Source organism: Aquitalea sp. (assembly GCF_030150775.1).
Lineage (GTDB): Bacteria > Pseudomonadota > Gammaproteobacteria > Burkholderiales > Chromobacteriaceae > Aquitalea > Aquitalea denitrificans.
In genome coordinates this window covers 1-17,707 of sequence record NZ_JASLFG010000019.1, presented here as the reverse complement: position 1 = coordinate 17,707, position 17,707 = coordinate 1, and the positions used below count along the sequence as shown (strand labels likewise).

The 17,707-nt window shown below is 61.1% G+C and carries 9 protein-coding genes and 1 other RNA gene; 1 reads left to right on the top strand and 9 read right to left on the bottom strand.

Annotated features, from left to right (window positions below; translation table 11 throughout):
- An RNA gene (gene rnpB, locus QVF59_RS06395) (RNase P RNA component class A) lies at nt 1-362 on the bottom strand.
- Between the two features lie 107 nt (nt 363-469).
- On the opposite strand from rnpB, the gene QVF59_RS06390 reads away from it, so the two are divergent.
- Nucleotides 470-3,640 (top strand): bifunctional diguanylate cyclase/phosphodiesterase, encoded by a 3,171-nt coding sequence (locus tag QVF59_RS06390; RefSeq protein WP_287878160.1) that lies wholly within the window; start codon nt 470-472, stop codon nt 3,638-3,640.
- Here QVF59_RS06390 and uriT read toward each other — a convergent pair.
- From uriT to QVF59_RS06350, 8 genes are all read right to left on the bottom strand, one after another.
- Complete coding sequence (gene uriT / locus QVF59_RS06385) at nt 3,620-5,026, bottom strand: uridine transporter UriT (protein WP_287878159.1); 1,407 nt, start codon at nt 5,024-5,026, stop codon at nt 3,620-3,622. The two genes, QVF59_RS06390 and uriT, sit on opposite strands and share 21 nt — an antisense overlap.
- Nucleotides 5,023-5,967: a uridine-preferring nucleoside hydrolase UriH gene (uriH, locus tag QVF59_RS06380; RefSeq protein ID WP_287878157.1), complete on the bottom strand. Its 945-nt coding sequence runs from the start codon at nt 5,965-5,967 to the stop codon at nt 5,023-5,025. Before uriH ends, uriT begins: the two co-directional genes overlap by 4 nt.
- Nucleotides 5,968-6,031: 64 nt before the next feature.
- Entirely contained in the window at nt 6,032-7,234 is a 1,203-nt protein-coding gene (locus QVF59_RS06375) for a M20 aminoacylase family protein (RefSeq protein ID WP_159874599.1), read from the bottom strand.
- A gap of 152 nt (nt 7,235-7,386) precedes the next feature.
- Complete coding sequence (locus QVF59_RS06370; protein ID WP_287878156.1) at nt 7,387-11,094, bottom strand: translocation/assembly module TamB domain-containing protein; 3,708 nt, start codon at nt 11,092-11,094, stop codon at nt 7,387-7,389.
- 107 nt (nt 11,095-11,201) lie between these two features.
- Nucleotides 11,202-12,950, bottom strand: a complete 1,749-nt coding sequence (locus QVF59_RS06365) for an autotransporter assembly complex protein TamA (RefSeq protein ID WP_240902561.1) — start codon at nt 12,948-12,950, stop codon at nt 11,202-11,204.
- Between the two features lie 199 nt (nt 12,951-13,149).
- Nucleotides 13,150-14,949 carry a dihydrolipoyl dehydrogenase gene (gene lpdA / locus QVF59_RS06360; protein WP_287878154.1) on the bottom strand — a complete coding sequence of 600 codons (1,800 nt, stop codon included), beginning with the start codon at nt 14,947-14,949 and terminating at the stop codon, nt 13,150-13,152.
- A 137-nt stretch (nt 14,950-15,086) separates the two neighbouring features.
- Complete coding sequence (aceF, locus tag QVF59_RS06355; RefSeq protein WP_287878152.1) at nt 15,087-16,748, bottom strand: dihydrolipoyllysine-residue acetyltransferase; 1,662 nt, start codon at nt 16,746-16,748, stop codon at nt 15,087-15,089.
- A 122-nt stretch (nt 16,749-16,870) separates the two neighbouring features.
- Nucleotides 16,871-17,707, bottom strand: an 837-nt coding sequence (locus QVF59_RS06350) for a transketolase-like TK C-terminal-containing protein (protein ID WP_502866797.1), incomplete at its 5' end; no start/stop codon positions are given.

The window sequence follows — 17,707 nt, the reverse complement described above, 5'->3', positions numbered from 1 at the left end:
TTGGAAGTCAGCCGATAAGCCGGGTTCTGTCGTTGGACAGTCATTCCTCTAGTACTGCCGTTACCGACAGTCTCAAGCAACCTACCCGGGGACAACGCGAGCCACGTTAACGCCCCCCTATTTGGTCTTGCTCCTGATGGGGTTTAGCCTGCCGTCCGTGTTGCCACGTCCGCGGTGCGCTCTTACCGCACCTTTTCACCCTTACCTGTGCTGACAAGTCAGCCATCGGCGGTTCAGCTCTCTGTTCCACTTTCCGTCGCCTCACGGCGCCCGGCCGTTAGCCGGCATCATGCTCTGCGGAGCCCGGACTTTCCTCCCCGCCACTACTTGCGCAGCAGCGCGGCGACTGTCTGTCTGACTTCCAACCGGCGATTTTACCTGAAGCAGATCAAAGTTGTGGCACTTTTTACTAGTGCCCAGATAGTATTCATTTATACTGAGCAGCTATTTATGTGGAATATATTTATCAATGGAGAGAAACCAGGCCAGGCTGTCGCGCTTGCAGCTGCTTGGCACCCTGCTCATCATTTTCCTGCTGGCTATCACACTGGCGGCCTATTTCCTGCTGACCAGCTGGAAAGACTTCCACGCGCGCCAACAGCAAGTGGAAGGCGATGCCTATAGGCATGCGCAGGAATATCTCCAATCCTCCGGCGACCATACCGCACAGACCCTGCTGGCCTTGCGCGCCCATGCCACCGATACCCTCAAGCAGCAACTCAAGGAACAGGTGGATCAGGCCTATCATGTGGCCGATGGCATCTGGCAGCAGGAGCACGCACGCCTACCGCCGGCACGGGTACAGGCTTTGATCATCGAGGCGCTGCGACCCCTGCGTTTTTTTGATGGTCGCGGTTATTTCTTTATTGACACCATGAGTGGCCGCTGCGTCTTGCTACCAACCGCACCCAAGCTGGAAGGCAGCTCGCTGCTGGAAAACCGGGATGATCAAGGCCGCTACATCATGAAATCACTGATCAAGGCGGTCAGCACCCCTACCCAAGAAGGTTATGCCAGTTACCGCTGGTACTTGCCCGCCCGCCGGATGATGGCCGACAAGATTGCCTATTCGCGACAATTTGCGCCTTATGGCTGGCTGATCGGCAGTGGCGAATACATTGCCAATGTAGAAGCCTCGCTGCAACAGCGCGCCCTTGCCCTGCTTGCCAGTATGCAACTGGACAAGGATAACGATGACCTGATGGTCATCGACAGCCAGGGCGTGCTGCAACTGTTTCCGGCCAATCCGGCCCTGCAGGGCCGCCACTACCTGGCGCTGACCCCTGCACTGCGCAAGCGGGTGCTGGAGGCCATGCAATTGGGGCGGCAGGGTGGCTTTATGGAATACAGCATTCCTGCTGGCAAAAACGGTGCACCGGTCAGCCACCTGGCCTATGCCCGCCGGCTACCTGGCTGGGACTGGACCCTGGTCAACGCCATGCATATCCAGTCCATCCGCGACAGCAGCATACAAGCCAGTACCGCGCTGGAAGGACAATTGCTGGGCCGTATCAAGGCCACACTGCTGATGACCCTGCTGGCCATGGCCAGTGCCGGCCTGCTGTCCTGGTTCTTTGTGCGCTGGATGAACGCACTGGTGGCCCGCTACCAGCTTGACCTGCGCCGCAGCCATGCCGAGCTGGAATCCAGCACACGCGAATTGAAGCTCAGCCATTTCATGATTGACCATGCGACAGATCTGGTCGCCCTGCAAACTGCAGACGGCGTGCTGGTTTACGCCAACCGCGCCGCCCAGGATTGCATGGGGCAGGACGAGACGTTGCGCAGCCAACTGTCGCAACAACTGTTTTCACATGCAGGCCAGGTGCTGCCACATACTTTTGAAACCCGGCTGCAATGTCGGCAGGGGCATATGCATCTGGAAGTGACCCTGACCGGGCTGGACTACCAGGGTATACGTTATCTGTGCGCCACCGCGCGGGACATCAGCCAGCGTCATCATGCCGCCCGCCAGCAACGCCTGGCAGCCAAGGTGTTCGAATCCAGCAATGAAGCCATCCTGATTACCAATGCCGATAACCGCATTCTGGCGGTAAACCGGGCCTTTACCCAGATTACCGGCTTCACCGAGCAGGATGTGCTGGGACAGTCGCCCGCAATGCTGGCTTCCGGCCAGCACGATGCCGACTTCTACCGGCGCATGTGGGCTTGCCTGGAAGAACGCGGGCAATGGTCTGGCGAAATCTGGAACCGCCGCAAAAATGGTGAGGCCTTCCCCGAGTGGCTCAATATCAGCGTGCTGACTGACGAGCACGGACAGATCACCCACCATGTTGCCTTCTTTACCGATATTTCCGAGCGTAAAGAGCACGAAGCCCGTATCCAGCATCTGGCCGAATACGATGCACTGACCGACCTGCCAAACCGCATTCTGATCAATGACCGCCTGCAGCAAGCCATCCGCCTGGCTGAACGCCAGTCCGGCCAGCTGGCCGTGCTGTTTGTCGATCTGGATCACTTCAAGAACATCAACGACACCCTGGGCCACAACACCGGTGATGCGTTGCTCAAGCAGGTGGCTGGCCGGCTATGCAGCGCCGTACGGGAGCTGGACACCGTAGGCCGCACCGGTGGCGACGAATTTGTGCTGATCCTCCCGGCCATCGGCCAACCTGATGAAGCCGCGCAAGTTGCCGAACGTATCCTGCGCGCCATGCAACTGCCATTTGACATGAATGGCACCTCGCTGGTTGTCAGCTGCAGCATCGGCATCAGTCTGTTGCCGGATGATGGCCAGGATATTCAGACCCTGCTGATGAATGCCGATCTGGCCATGTACCATGCCAAAACCCATGGCCGGAACACCTTCCGCTTTTACACGCGGGAAATGAACACCCAGGTTGCCGACCGGCTGCAACTGGAAAACCGGCTGCGCAATGCACTGGAACAAGAGGAGCTGTTCCTATTGTTCCAGCCACAATACGACATCAACAGCAATGCCCTGATCGGTTGTGAAGTACTGTTGCGCTGGCAAGACCCGCAGGAAGGCCTGATCATGCCGTCCCGCTTTATTCCGATTGCCGAAGACAGCGGTCTGATTGTTCCACTGGGACGCTGGGTGCTGCGCGAAGCCTGCATGCAGATGGCCCGCTGGCGTCAGCAAGGTCTGTGGCTACCCAAGGTTGCCGTGAATGTCTCGGCACGTCAGCTGGCGCGCATGGATTTCATCGATGATGTCAGTGCAGCATTGCAGGAAAGCGGCCTGCCCGGCCATTGCCTGGAAATCGAAGTCACTGAAAGCACACTGATGGAAGATGCCGACCTGGCTGCTCGCCAGCTGGCTATCATCAAGGCGATGGGAGTGAGGCTGTCAGTGGACGACTTTGGTACCGGCTATTCCAGCCTGGCCTATCTCAAACGCTTCGCCCCGGACACCATCAAGATCGACCGCTCCTTCGTGTGCGAGCTACCCGGCGACAGCGAGGATGCCGCCATTGTTTCCGCCATCATCCATCTGGCCCGGGCGCTGGGGATGAGCACCTTGGCCGAAGGTGTGGAAACCGAGGCCCAGCATCACTATTTGCGCGAGCTCGGTTGCGGTGGCATTCAGGGTTATCTGCTGGGCAGACCACAGACTGCGGACAGCCTGGCGTCCCAGCTAGACGAAGCTATCCTGTGACACCCCGGCCGACGCCACGCTTTCGGCTTGCCCGGGGCGCGGGATCAGCAAGGAACAGCCACCAGCCAGTACCACGATGCCAAGGCCAAGCAACATGCCATCAGATGGACTACCCCGCAGCGACTGTACTGCCGGCAGCAAGGCAAAACTGAGGCCGGCACCCAGATTGAAAGCGCCTGCGTTAAGGCCCGGCAACAGTCCCGGGCTACCCGCGGGTGACAGCACAACACCCAGACCATTGAGCATGATGTTGGCGGTACCGGCATAAGCCACACCGGCCAGCACCGTGGCAGCCATCATCCACCCCAGACTGGACAAGCCCTGTGTCAGCATGAGGACAATCGCCAGCAGGCTACCTGCCAGCCCCAGCCGCAACACCCGACCATATCCCCAGCGCGGTGCCAGTTGGCCGGCCAACGGCCCCACCAACCATCCCACCAACGCATAAGGGGTGAGCAACAGCCAGGCTGCCCGTTCTGCTGACAGACCAAAGCCGCCAACAGTCTGTTGGGCATGTGCCATCACCAGTCCGTTAATGATGGCGAACACACCAGTCATCGTCAGCACCGTAGTCAGCAGCAAGGGCCAGATGCAGCGCTGCCGCAGCAGGGACAAGGCAAGCAGCGGATGGCTGCTGCGCTGTTCGGTATACAGAAACAGGCCCAGTCCCAGCATTCCCACCGCGGCCATGCCTGCGCTGAGCAGCCAGTCGGCATCACGGCCTGCGGCGGCAAGGTGCAGTGCCCATAACAGACTGCCCAGCGATAACACCAGCCAGCCCACACCGTACCAATCCATGCGTGCCTGCGGAGACGGTCTGGACTCCGGAGCAAGCCAGGCAACCAGCACAGACGCCAGTACAGCAAACAGTGCAATGCACCAGAACACCGCCCGGAAACCAAAGACGGTTGCCAGCCAGCCACCGGCAATCGCGTCGATACCTGCAATGCCGCCGTTGACTGCGGTAATTACCCCCATCAGCAGGCCATAACGCTGTGGGTCGTCCACCTCGTGGTACAGCATCAACAGACAGACCGGCACCACCGGCCCGGACACGCCCTGTATCAGCCGCGCCAACTGCAGCACGGCCACCGACGGTGCCATGGCAGCCAGCACGCTGCCGGCCAGCATCACCAGCAACATGCCCAGCAACACGCGCCGTCGTCCCAGCATGTCGCCCAGCCGGGGCAAGAACAGGGAAAACAGCGCGGCAGCGGTAAAGAATGCGGTTTGCGACAAGCCCACCGCGGCCTCGCTGGCCTGCAGCTCTTTGGCCATGGTGAGCAATACCGGACTGAGCATGCTGGCATTGAGCTGAAAGGCTATGCAGGCTGCCAGCAGTGCCGTCATCAGGCTGGCAAGACCGGGTTGACTGGCACGACTCATGCCTGCCCCTCCCCGATAACGCGCAAAGCGTCTTCAATCATCTGCCAGAAATAGCGGTGATCCAGTTGTACCGCCACCTGGGTATGACAGTCCTCTGCGGGTGGTTGACGGAAGTCGGCAACTGTCATCCCCAGCGTCAGGGCACCGTGCAGCTCCACATCCAGTGCCACCTTGCGTACCGTCATTACCTGCGGGTCTATCACATAAGCCACAGCGCAGGGGTCATGTACTGGCGGGGCGGCAAAGCCCTGTTCGCGGCGGTAGCTGTCTGCAAAATACAGCAGCAATTCCTCGACAAAGCGAGCTGGGCGGCTTCCCATTGCAGCAAGGCGCGCCTGCACCTCGGGGGTGGCAAGCGCCTGATGGGTTAGGTCCAGCCCCACCATGGTCAGCGGCCAGGGGGTATTGAACACGATATGCGCGGCTTCCGGGTCGATCTTGATATTGAACTCGGCCACGGCACTCCAGTTTCCCGTGTGATAGCCACCACCCATCAACACCACCTCGCACACCCGGCTGACAATGCGCGGCTCCTTGCGCACCGCCAGCGCAATATTGGTGAGCGCACCGGTTGGCACCAGAGTAATCTCACCCGGCGGGTGCGCCATGATCAGTTCAATGATCAGGTCCACCGCATGCCGGGAGTCGGCCTGCCGCGTGGGAGGCGGCAGCACCGGGCCGTCCATGCCGCTGTCACCATGAATGGAAGGCGCTATTTCGCGTGGCCGCACCAACGGACGGTCACACCCGGCGGCAATCGGCACCTTGATCCCGGCGATATCGGCCACCGCCAGTGCATTGCGGGTAACCTTTTCCAGTGTCTGGTTACCGGCCACCGTGGTGATGGCCAACAGTTCGATGGCCGGGCTGCCATGTGCCAGCAGCATGGCGATGGCATCATCGTGACCCGGATCGCAATCAAGAATTATTTTTTTGGCCATGGAACATCCCTGCGTTCAGGAAGGGAAAAGCTGGAAGCGACTGCTCCGGTGCAATTAAAGAGGTTCAGACGGTGGCATCGGCAGATGCACTGCCCGTTGCCAGCCAGTACTCCACCAGCCGAACCCAGAAGCTGGCTGCCAGTGGCAGGGCCTCGTCGTTGAAGTCGTATCCGGGGTTATGCACCATGCAGCCACCAGCGCCATCTCCATTGCCGACAATGAAATAACAACCCGGCACCTGCTCCAGCCAGTAGGCAAAATCTTCGCTGCCGGTAAGGGCATCCATGTCTTCCTGCACATTACCGGGCCCCAGAAATTCACGGGCCAGCAAGCTGGCCTGACGGGTGATGACATCATCGTTGATCAGCACCGGATAGCCATGTTCGAAAGTGATCTCTGCCGTGGCACCATAGGCAGCAGCATGTTGTTCGGCCAGTTGGCGGATACGCAGGTGCAGCAGCTCACGGATTTCCGGGCGGAGCGCCCTGACCGTGAGCCGTAACTCCGCCATGGAGGGAATCACGTTGGCCGCTTCACCGGCCTGAATGGCCCCCACGGTCAGCACTGCGGTTTCCTGCGGCGGCACATTGCGCGACACGATGGTCTGCAGGGCCATCACCAGCGAGGCCGCCACCACGACCGGGTCGATGGCCTGTTGCGGCATGGCACCATGGCCGCCGGTTCCATGCAGGCGAATGGTGATGGTATCGGTGGACGCCATGAAGGCTCCGGCACGAAAACCCAGCTGACCCAGAGGAATGCCTGGCATGTTGTGCAGGGCAAAAATGGCATCGCAGGGAAAGCGCTGGAACAAGCCCTCGTCCAGCATGCGCTTGGCACCGGAACCGCCATGCCCCTCCTCCGCTGGCTGAAAGAACAGGTGCAGCGTGCCAGCAAAGCGGCGCGTACGTGCCAGTTCACAAGCAGCAGCCAGCAAGATGGCGGTATGCCCGTCATGGCCACAGGCATGCATCTTGCCGTCAATCTGGCTGGCCCAGGCCCGGCCGCTTGTCTCCTGAATGGGCAGGGCATCCATATCGGCCCGCAAACCGATGCTTGGCCCCTTGCCACACTGCAGGCTGGCTACCACGCCGGTGCCGCCGATGCCCGTGCAAACCTGATAGCCCCAGGCCTGCAGTCTTTCCCGGATCAGCCGGCTGGTATTGAATTCTTCGAAACCCAGTTCGGGATGTGCATGCAGCTGGCGACGCAAGGCGATCATTTCGTCGGCAATGTTCTGGATGCCTGGCAAGATGGGACTAAACATGATGGGGTCTCCGCAAGTGCTGATATAAGAGTGCAGAGACTGAAAGAAAACCGAGCTAGTGCGATACCGGAACAAAGAGCAGTTTCATCGGCAAGCCAGCAGGGGCTGGCCCTGGCCTGCCGTGAATTCTGCGGCAATAAGGGAGCACGATATCAATCAAAGCGCAGGGTGTAGCGTGACTCCACTGATGTATTGGTACCCACCCGCAAGACCATGGACCACCCCTTGCTCAACTGGTACGCCAGCTTGACGGCCTGATCGGCACTGGTCACACCGTATTCGTAACCCAGATACAGCTCGCGGGTAAGCTGCCGCCCTACCGTGACCACCTGCTCAGCCGGGCTAACCGTACCATTTGCCAGGGTTCTTTCCTTGCGGCTGGCCATGCCCAGTTCATCGAACAGGCCAACGTGGTCGTTAATGGAGCCGGCCAGCATCATGCCGGCGGATGCAGCAAGCGCAGAGTCATCCCGGTCACCACTGGCCGCATGGCCTAGCACCAGCCAGGCAAGTTTGTCCTTTTCCGACATCGATTCATCAGCCACCAGGCGGATGCGGGGTGAAGAAACGCTACCGGACACTTCTACCCCGGCCCCGACAGGGGACAGGTGGCGCTTGGCCACAACATTGAGTGCCGGATTATCCAGCGGCCCCACAAAGCTGATGATGCCCTGTTCGATATCCAGATCCTGGCCATAAGCCTTGTAGCGGCCTTTCACTACCCGTACCTGACCACGCGCCCCTGGCGGCAGGCCTGGATTGGCCGTTACCTTGACCACCCCGGTCAGCTCCACATCCAGGCCCTGGCCGACAAAGCGGAAACGGTCCCCCAGATCCAGATCCAGTGCCACGGTCAGCGGCAGGCTGGCAAATGCCGATGGTTCCGCCGGCTTGCGTCCCTTGACGATCACATCGTCGCTCAGTGTCGGCGCACCACCCTTGGGCAGGTCGATCCGCCCCTGGTCGGCACGGATACGCCCGGTCAGGGCAATCTTGTGTTCCACCATGCTCAGTTCGGCATTGCCGGACACCACCAGCTTGCGGCTGGGCTTGTCGAATACGCTAAACTTGTTTAACACCACCCGGACCACGGCATCGGGCCCGGAGTCCTTCAAATCCAGGCTGCCGCTGGCCACCACATCCCCCTGTCCACTGGCAAAGCGCAAGCGGTCCAACACCAGGCTACGACCATTCAGATGTGCCTGCAGCACACCATCCCCCAAGCGGATGCCGGTTCTGTGGTCGGCCAATAGCAACTGGCTACCCTGGATACTGCCTTGCCCTTGCAACTGGCCTAACGGGCCAGTCAAAGCCAAGTTGGCAGACAGTTGGCCACCTAGCTCCAGTGCCGGGGAAGACAGCTGCGCCAGTGCCGCCAGCGATGGCAACGACACCGTAGCAGTGGCAGCCAGCGGTGTCCGGGCGTCAATATGACCACCATTCCACGGCAGGCTGCCCTTGCCGGTCAGTTGGGCATACTGGCTGTCAATGGCGGTGTCGAAACGCAGGCTGCCGCCATCAAACCGCATATTGACTTGCGCCGACCTCAGGCCTAGCGGCGCAGGCCGCCCAGCCTCGGCAGGCAGACGGATATCACCAGCTACCCGCTTAAGCCAAAGCTGTCCTTGTGGCTGCTTGCCATTGAGATTCAAGCTCCAGGCACTATCCAGTACCAGATTCTGTTCGACCGGCAGTTGCAGCAGCCCTGCCAGTTCAGCCAGATGCAGGCCTTCGGCATGCCCACGCGTGGACAGAACCCCGTTGCTGCTTTCCAGTTCGGCCAGCGACACACTCCCGCCCAGCAGATTCAGGCGCGCGGCACCCAGCCGGATTCGTGCGGCACCCGCCTCCAGCGCCAGCGGTGACTGCAGGCTGAGCCCGGGCTTGCCGGATAGCTCCAGCCGCTCCAGCACGCCCTGCCATTGCCCGCTGTTAACGGGCAAACCACCACTGGCGGCCAGTTGCAGCTGATAGGCCTGTCCGGCCAGGCGCAAGCGGCCATCCAGCTGTACATGGTGGCGCGTACGCGTGCCATTGCCCTGCGCCCGCAGCTGCTCGGCGCTGAAACTACCGGCCTGCAGCTTGTCTGCGACCAGTTGTAAACGGAAGGGGCTGCCGGGATCAGCCTTGATGTCGCCATCCAGGCTCAGACTCTGCACGGACAAATCACCAGGCAGATGCAGCCGGTCAGCACGCAGACTGGTGCTGAGCAATGGCGCTTTGGGCGTGCCTGCCAGTTCGGCCTGCCCCTTGACTGTGCCGGAAAAACCACGGCCCAGCAGGGAGAGATTGGGGGCATCAATCAGCAGCTTGAGCTTGTCTCCAACGGCACCATACGAACCACTGGCTTGCAGACGGTTATTGGCCAAGGTGAGATCGGCCAGCAACTGGCGTAAACGCTGGCCCTGCCAATCCGCCGTCAGTTGGCCGCTCAGCGGTGCACCGGACAAGCGGCTGGGTGCAAACTGCAAAGCCACCTTGCCCGCCAGTGGCTGGGTCAACTGACCGCTGGCCTTGATGGCCGCATTCAACTCACCCACAGGCAGACCAGTTTGCAGTCGGGACGGATCAGCCTTCAGCAGCTTGCCTTCCAGCTGGTATAGCTGTTTTCCTTCCAGCCCCAGCTTGCCGGACACGTTCATTTTGCCGGCGCCGGCGGTCAGATCCAGCTGACGTAACAGCAATGTCCTGCCAGCAGCATCCTGTTCGAAACCCAGCGCGGTTTCCAACTGCAGGGCCTTGCCATACAGGCTGGCCCGGATATCTGGCCCTATCAAGGGCCCTGCAATGCGTGCAGTGCCCCTGATGATGTCGTCAGGGGCGGCCGCATGCAGCGATTTAAGGCTGATATTGTGGATGAGCGCCACAATGTCGAGTGCGCGCGGCTCTACCTTGCCGGTCAGATTGAGCTGGCCCGCGCCCAACTGGGCCATCAGCTTGTCCAGATACAGCATCTTGTCATCGGCCCGGAACTCACCCACCAGCAGCGACAAGGGAAGTTGGCTGGCAGATACCGGCCCCGGCTGGCTGTTGAGCAGGGATAATCCACCCTTGATGCGGGTACCACCATCTGGTTCAGCATGCACGGCAAAGCCCAGCCGCGCCTTGGGCCAGGCCGGAAACAGCGACTGGGGATTGATGCCACCCACCCTGACATCCAGTCGCCCGAAACGGTTATAGGGGTTGAAGGCAAAGGGCCGTAACGTTCCATGGGCTTCGGCCAGCATGCCTTTGCCGCTACCCGTCGCATCTAGCTGCAGCGCCAGCAGGTTGCCAGCCAGCTTCAGATCGGCCTGCACGGGAATCTGCTCCAGTTCTCCCTGAGCCGTAAGCTGGCCACGCGTGGCAAACGGAGTGACATCGGCAATATTCAGCCCGGCGCTGGCACTGCCCCACGGGGTTTGCAGACGCTTCAGCTGCAACTGATGCTGTTGATGCTGATATGCATAACTGGCCTGCAAACCGTAAAACCGGACATCCGCAGGTAGCAGGGTCAGGCTGGCCAGTTGCAGCTGTTCCACCCGGATTTCCAGCGGCAGGGAGAGCGAGGCTGGCGCACCTGCCGGTGGCGTGGCCGGGGCGGGACGACTGCTCAGCCGGACATGGCCGATATCAAGAAGTTGCACCTGCAGACGGCCCTGCCATATATCTCCGGGCTGCCATTGCAGCTGCAAGCGGTCGATATCGACATCTTGGTAGCGTGAACGCCAGCGGATATCGTGCAAGGTAAAACCGGACCACAAATTCCCCTCACTGCGGGCAATGCTCAACTGTTGATTGCTCAATGCCGGTAACTGCTGACACAGCCAGGCAAAACCCTGGGCATTGCCGGTCAGCCAGGTCAGCACAGCCAGCAGCATGGACAACAGCAGCAAGCACAGGCCAAGCTTCCAACGGCGACGGGGTCGTCGGGGCGGCGTTGGCGCTTCCGGCGGTACCGCCGGATCTGGCAATGGTTGTCCCTGCATCAGAAAGCCAGCCCCAAGCTCATGTTCCAGCGCAGTTTGCCGTCTTTTTCCGCCTTGGCAATATCCATGGATAGCGGTGCCACCGGGCTCATCCAGCGCACACCGATGCCATTGGAGTGCTCCAGCTTGAAGCTTTGCCAGCTTTGGGCCGCATTACCAGCGTCGTGGAACAGGGCGATGGCCCAATCCTTGGCAACCGGAATCTGGTATTCCAGGGTGGCGGTTGCCACTACCCGTCCTCCTACCACGGCACCGTCGGCTCCGGGCAAACCCAGGCTCTGGTAGGCGTAACCCCGCACGCTATTGGAACCACCGGCGCGGAACAGTTGGGAGGACGGCACTTCATCGCTATCCTTGGCCCACACCTGCCCCATTTCCAGCCGGGTCAGCAGCGTGCCGTATTTGGGCCAAGGGCTCCAGTAGCTCACTCCACGCGCATAGCCGCGCACAAAGCTGGTGGTGGACAGCACGCCGCCTAGCGTGCTGGAAAGCGAAACATCCAGCAGGGTGCCGGAACGGGGACGCAGGCTATCGTCCACATCGCGCCGCGTCCAGCCAAACACCCCGAGCAGGGCGCGGGTGTTGTTGCTGGGGGTATTGCCGATGGTTTCCTTTTCCTGAATGAATTCCACCCCGAAACGGGCATTGATTTTTTCATGCGAGCGGATGCGCCAGGCCCCAGCATCGATGGTGGTGGTTTTCACCCCCTGGATATCGGTCTCCTTGAATGAAGACGTGATGGAGTGGGAGTAATTGTCTGCCTGACGCGGAAAGCCCAGACCGAAACTCAGGTTGCGGTCGCTGTTTTTCCAGTCCAGCAAGGCAGAGCCGGTCCAGCCCTTGCCAAACAGATTGTAGTAGTCGTAGCCGATGCGGGTACCCGGGCCGTCTTCCGAATCGTAAGTCAGACCCAGCTCCAGTTTCTGCTTGGGAAACTCGGTCAGGCTTACTTCTACCGGCACCTGGTTATTGTCGATGCGGGCCATGTCGGCACTCACCACCACGCCGGAGTACTGCGCGGCCTGCTCCAGCGCCGCCTGGTAGTCCAGCAGCTTTTTTTGCTGATAAGGATCGCCCTGCTGAAAATCAGCCAGCCCGGTTGCTACGCTGACTGGGTAGCGCTTGTTACCGGTGATATGGGTGGGGCCAAAACGGATCAGCGGGCCGCTGTCCAGCTGTACCAGCAACTGACTGCGATGTGTGTGCGGATCGATATCCGCCTGGCTCTTGACGATGCGGGCCAGCGGGAAGCGGTCTACGGTCAGCAGGCGCAGGATGGCGCGTTTGCTGCTGCTCCAGTCGTCCTGCCGATACGGTGCGCCAATGGGCAGCGACCAGGCCTCCAGCACCGCCGCCAGCCGTTGTTGGTAGTCGGCTTGCTGGCGGATGTCACCGGCAAGTTGCAGGGTAACATCGTCGATGATGACCGGCTCGCCGGGATCGACCCTGATTACATAATGATGCTCACCCTGCTCTTCCACGCGGATGGTTGACGTGAAATAGCCTTCGGTTTCCAGCAATGCCTGGGCAGCCCCGGGCGTTTCCTTGATGATGGCCTGCAACTGGAAATCGTCCAGATCCGGGTCATTACGTGCGGAAACCAGCTCGAGATGATCACTCAGCAGGCTGGCCAGTGTCGATGGCGCATCCACGCTGACGGTGTAATCCACCTTGGCCCACACTGGTGTAGCACACAGTGTCAGGGCCAGCGCGGAGGACAAGGCAAGGGGATGGGTTCGTGGCAGCATGTCGGCATTCATCTGGAATCCGACTGATGGTAGCGAAACTGGTTCAGTCTGGCGAGGGCTGTCGGCATGCGCGACAAGGCGTTCTGCCATAAAAAATGGCGGAATGATCCGCCACAAGACTGAGAGAGATAATACGCGGCCCGCCAGAAGCGGGCCGGGACTGCAGCGTGCTGCCCGGTATTGCGGCCGGGCTGCACACTTACTTTTTGCGCTGCGGCGGCAGATCCGTGCAGCTACCCTCGAACACTTCGGCGGCCATGCCGATGGATTCGCCCATGGTCGGGTGCGGGTGAATGGTCTTGGCGATGTCTTCGGCATCGCAGCCCATTTCGATGGCCAGGCAGATTTCACCGATCATGTCGCCGGCGTGCGGACCGACAATGCCGCCACCAATCACCTGATGGGTAGCCGGATCGAAAATCAGCTTGGTGAAGCCTTCATCACGACCATTGGCAATGGCACGACCGGACGCAGCCCACGGGAAGACGGATTTCTCCACCTTGATGCCCTGTTTCTTGGCTTCATCTTCGGTCATGCCCACCCAGGCCACTTCCGGATCGGTATAGGCCACACCCGGAATCACGCGGGCATCGAAGAAGGCCTTGTGGTCGGCGCAGTTTTCAGCGGCAACGTGGCCTTCATGCACGCCCTTGTGCGCCAGCATCGGCTGACCGACGATGTCACCGATGGCGTAGATGTGCGGCACATTGGTACGCTGCTGCTTGTCCACCGGAATGAAGCCTCGGTCGGTCACGGCCACGCCGGCGTTTTCCGCGCCCAGCAGTTTGCCGTTGGGCGCACGGCCGGTGGCGTACAGCACCAGGTCGTAACGTTGCGGTTCTTTCGGTGCCTGTTCGCCCTCGAAGGTGACGTACACGCCGTCTGCCTTCGGCTCGACGGCCACGGTCTTGGTGTTCAGCATGATGTTGTCGAAGCGGTGTGCATTCCACTTCTGCCATACCTTAACCAGGTCACGGTCGGCACCCTGCATCAGGCCATCCAGCATTTCCACCACGTCCAGGCGTGCGCCCAGCGTGGAGTAAACAGTACCCATTTCCAGACCGATGATGCCGCCACCGATGATCAGCATCTTTTCCGGTACGGCTTTCAGTTCCAGCGCGCCGGTGGAGTCCACCACACGCGGATCATCCGGGATGAACGGCAGTTTCACCACGCGCGAACCGGCGGCGATGATGGCGTTGTTGAACTTGACGATGGTCTTCTCGCCGCTCTCTTCACGGCCGTTGCCGGTAGTGACCGACACTTCGATGTGATGCGGGTCGATAAAGCGGCCATTGCCACGTACGATTTGCACCTTGCGCGCCTTGGCCATGCCGCCCAGGCCGCCGGTCAGCTTGCCGATGACCTTTTCCTTGTAACCGCGCAACAGGTCGATATCCACTTCCGGCTTGCCGAACTTGATGCCGTTGGCAGCCAGATGGCTGACTTCGTCAATCACGGCGGCATTGTGCAGCAGGGCCTTGGACGGGATGCAGCCCACGTTCAGGCACACGCCACCCAGGGTGGAGTAACGCTCGACGATGACCACTTTCTGGCCCAGGTCGGCAGCGCGGAAGGCGGCGGAATAACCGCCAGGGCCACCGCCCAGTACCATCACGTCGCATTCGATGTCGGCACCACCGCCATGGCTGGCGGCAACCGGTGCCGCCGGCGGGGCAAAGCCGGCGTCAGTATGGGCCGAGGCCACACCGGTGGTTTCCAGCGGCTTGGCTTCTGCCGGGGCGGCGCTGGCGGCGGCAGCGGCTTCGACGATGACGATCACGTCGCCTTCGCTCACCTTGCTGCCTACGGCCACTTTGACTTCCTTCACCACACCAGCGGTTTCCGCCGGTACTTCCATGGTGGCCTTGTCGGTTTCCAGCGTGATGAGGCTGTCGTCCTTGCTCACCACATCGCCCGGCTTCACAAAGACTTCGATCACGTCCACATTGTTGTGACCGCCGATATCCGGGACTTTCAGTTCAATCAGATTGCTCATGGCTTTTGGGAGTGGGGAATGGCGAGTAGGGAGTTACTCCACCCGCCATCCACCACCCACTTCCTTTATCAGTTCGTTTTCCCGATGGGGAGCACCTGCCTGCAGCAGGCGCGACTCCCCACTCCTTACTCACGATTTCAGAGGATCAGGCGACGCACGTCGGACAGCAGCTTGCCCAGATGCACGGTGAAGCGCGCGGCAGCAGCGCCGTCGATCACGCGGTGATCGAAGGACAGCGACAGCGGGCACATCAGGCGCGGTGCGAATTCCTTGCCGTTCCATACCGGCTTGATCTGGCTCTTGCACACACCCAGGATGGCCACTTCCGGCGCATTCACGATCGGGGTGAAGCTGCTGCCACCAATGCCACCCAGGCTGGAGATGGTGAAGGTGGCGCCTTGCATGTCGGTCGGCTTGAGCTTGCCTTCGCGGGCTTGCAGCGACAGCTCGGTCAGTTCCTTGGCGATCTGCTTGATGCCCTTCTGGTCGACGTTCTTGATGACCGGTACCACCAGGCCATTCGGCGTGTCAGCTGCAAAGCCGATGTGGTAGTACTGCTTGAGCACCAGGTTGTCACCGTCCAGCGAGCTGTTGAAGGTGGGGAATGCCTTCAGGGCTTCGGCAGCGGCCTTGATGATGAAGGCCAGCGGCGAAATCTTCAGGCCGGACTTTTCCCATTCCTTGCCGATGGTCTTGCGGAAGTCTTCCAGCTCGGTGATGTCGCACTCGTCGTTGAACGTCACGTGCGGGATCATCACCCAGTTGCGGCTGAGGTTGGCACCAGAAATCTTCTGGATGCGCGACAGCGGCTTGGTTTCGATCGGGCCGAACTTGGCGAAGTCCACCTTCGGCCACGGCAGCAGGTCCAGACCCACGCCGGAACCACCAGCAGCGGCCGGAGCGGCAGCCACCGGGTTCTGCATCACGCTCTTGACGAAGGCCTTCACGTCGGCGTCGATGATGCGGCCCTTGCGGCCCGTACCCTTGACGCGGCCCAGGTCCACACCCAGTTCGCGGGCCAGACGGCGTACCGACGGACCGGCATGGGCCTTGGAGAAGCTGGCTTCGTTGATGGCGGGCAGGCTGGCGCTGGCAGCAGCCGGGGCGGCAGCAGCAGGTGCAGCGGCGACAGGAGCCGGGGCAGGTGCAGCAACAGCCGGGGCCGGTGCGGCAGCAGGAGCGGCTACCGATGCAGCAGCGGCAACAGCGCCTTCCACCACCACGATCAGGTCGCCCTGGCTTACCTTGCTGCCAACGGCAACCTTGACTTCAACAACCTTGCCAGCGGCAGTGGCCGGCACTTCCATGGTGGCCTTGTCGGTTTCCAGCGTGATCAGGGAATCGTCCACGCTGATCACGTCGCCCACCTTGACCGATACTTCGATCACGTCCACACCGTTGTGGCCGCCGATGTCCGGCACCACGATGTCGATGCGACCGCTGGCAGCCGGAGCGGCAGGTGCGGCGGCAACCGGTGCAGCTGCCGGAGCGGCGGCAACCGGGGCCGGTGCAACAGCAGCAGGTGCCGCGGCGGCCGGAGCAGGCGCGGCTGCGCTGGCGCCGACTTCCAGGATGGCGATGACGTCGCCTTCGGAAATCTTGCCGCCAACGGCGACTTTCACTTCCTTGATGACACCGGCAGCTTCAGCCGGCACTTCCATGGTGGCCTTGTCGGTTTCCAGGGTGATCAGCGAGTCGTCCACCGCAACGGTCTGACCGGCGGTGATGAATACTTCGATGATGTCTACATTGCTGTGCCCACCGATGTCGGGCACTTTCAGTTCGATCAGATTGCTCATGAGCTTTCCATCCGTAGAGCGGCGGCACCTGCACGGTGCCGCCACCGATATTCGGCTACGTTGCAAGCCAGCCCCGGCGGGGCGGGCTCGCTACCTCAAGCTTGGCCGTATCCGGCCCGGCCTCATGCCTTCCAGGAAGGCAGCTTGTCAGCCTTGATGCCGTACTTGGCAATCGCTTCAGCCACCTTGGCAGCTTCGATCTTGCCTTCGCGGGCCAGGGCGGACAGGGCAGCCACGGCAACGTAGTGACGATCCACTTCGAAGAACTCGCGCAGCTTGGCGCGGCTGTCGGAGCGGCCGAAACCGTCGGTACCCAGTACCACGTAGCGACCCGGTACGTATTCGCGAATCTGGTCGGCGTAGTTGCGGATGTAGTCGGTAGCGGCAATCACCGGACCACTGCGGCCTTCCAGTTGCTGCTCGACAAAGGACTTGCGGGCAGCTTCAGTCGGGTGCAGCAGGTTGAAGCGGGAAGCTTCCATGCCGTCACGACGCAGCTCGTTGAAGGAGGTCACGCTCCAGATGTCGGACGCGATGCCGAAGTCGTTGCGCAGCAGGTCGGCCGCGGCAATCACTTCACGCAGGATGGTGCCGGAGCCCATCAGCTGTACCTTCACCTTGGCGTCGCCGCCGTCCTTCAGCAGGTACATGCCCTTGATGATGCCCTGCTCGGCGCCTTGTGGCATGGCCGGGTGGGTGTAGTTCTCGTTCATCAGGGTGATGTAGTAGAACACGTCTTCCTGCTCGACATACATGCGGCGCAGGCCGTCCTGCAGGATCACCGCCAGCTCGTAGGCGTAGGTCGGGTCGTAGCTGATGCAGTTCGGGATCAGGCCGGCCTGGATATGGCTGTGGCCGTCTTCGTGCTGCAGGCCTTCACCGTTCAGGGTGGTGCGGCCAGCGGTGCCGCCCAGCATGAAGCCGCGGGCGCGCATGTCGCCGGCAGCCCAGGCCAGATC

Excerpts from the sequence above, each read along its gene's own strand:
- uriT (WP_287878159.1), bottom strand. The coding sequence starts at position 5,026 with ATGAGTCGTGCCAGTCAACCCGGTCTTGCCAGCCTGATGACGGCACTG.
- QVF59_RS06390 (WP_287878160.1), top strand. The coding sequence starts at position 470 with ATGGAGAGAAACCAGGCCAGGCTGTCGCGCTTGCAGCTGCTTGGCACC.
- QVF59_RS06375 (WP_159874599.1), bottom strand. The coding sequence starts at position 7,234 with ATGTTTAGTCCCATCTTGCCAGGCATCCAGAACATTGCCGACGAAATG.
- uriH (WP_287878157.1), bottom strand. The coding sequence starts at position 5,967 with ATGGCCAAAAAAATAATTCTTGATTGCGATCCGGGTCACGATGATGCC.
- lpdA (WP_287878154.1), bottom strand. The coding sequence starts at position 14,949 with ATGAGCAATCTGATTGAACTGAAAGTCCCGGATATCGGCGGTCACAAC.
- QVF59_RS06365 (WP_240902561.1), bottom strand. The coding sequence starts at position 12,950 with ATGCTGCCACGAACCCATCCCCTTGCCTTGTCCTCCGCGCTGGCCCTG.
- aceF (WP_287878152.1), bottom strand. The coding sequence starts at position 16,748 with ATGAGCAATCTGATCGAACTGAAAGTGCCCGACATCGGTGGGCACAGC.
- QVF59_RS06370 (WP_287878156.1), bottom strand. The coding sequence starts at position 11,094 with ATGCTGCTGGCTGTGCTGACCTGGCTGACCGGCAATGCCCAGGGTTTT.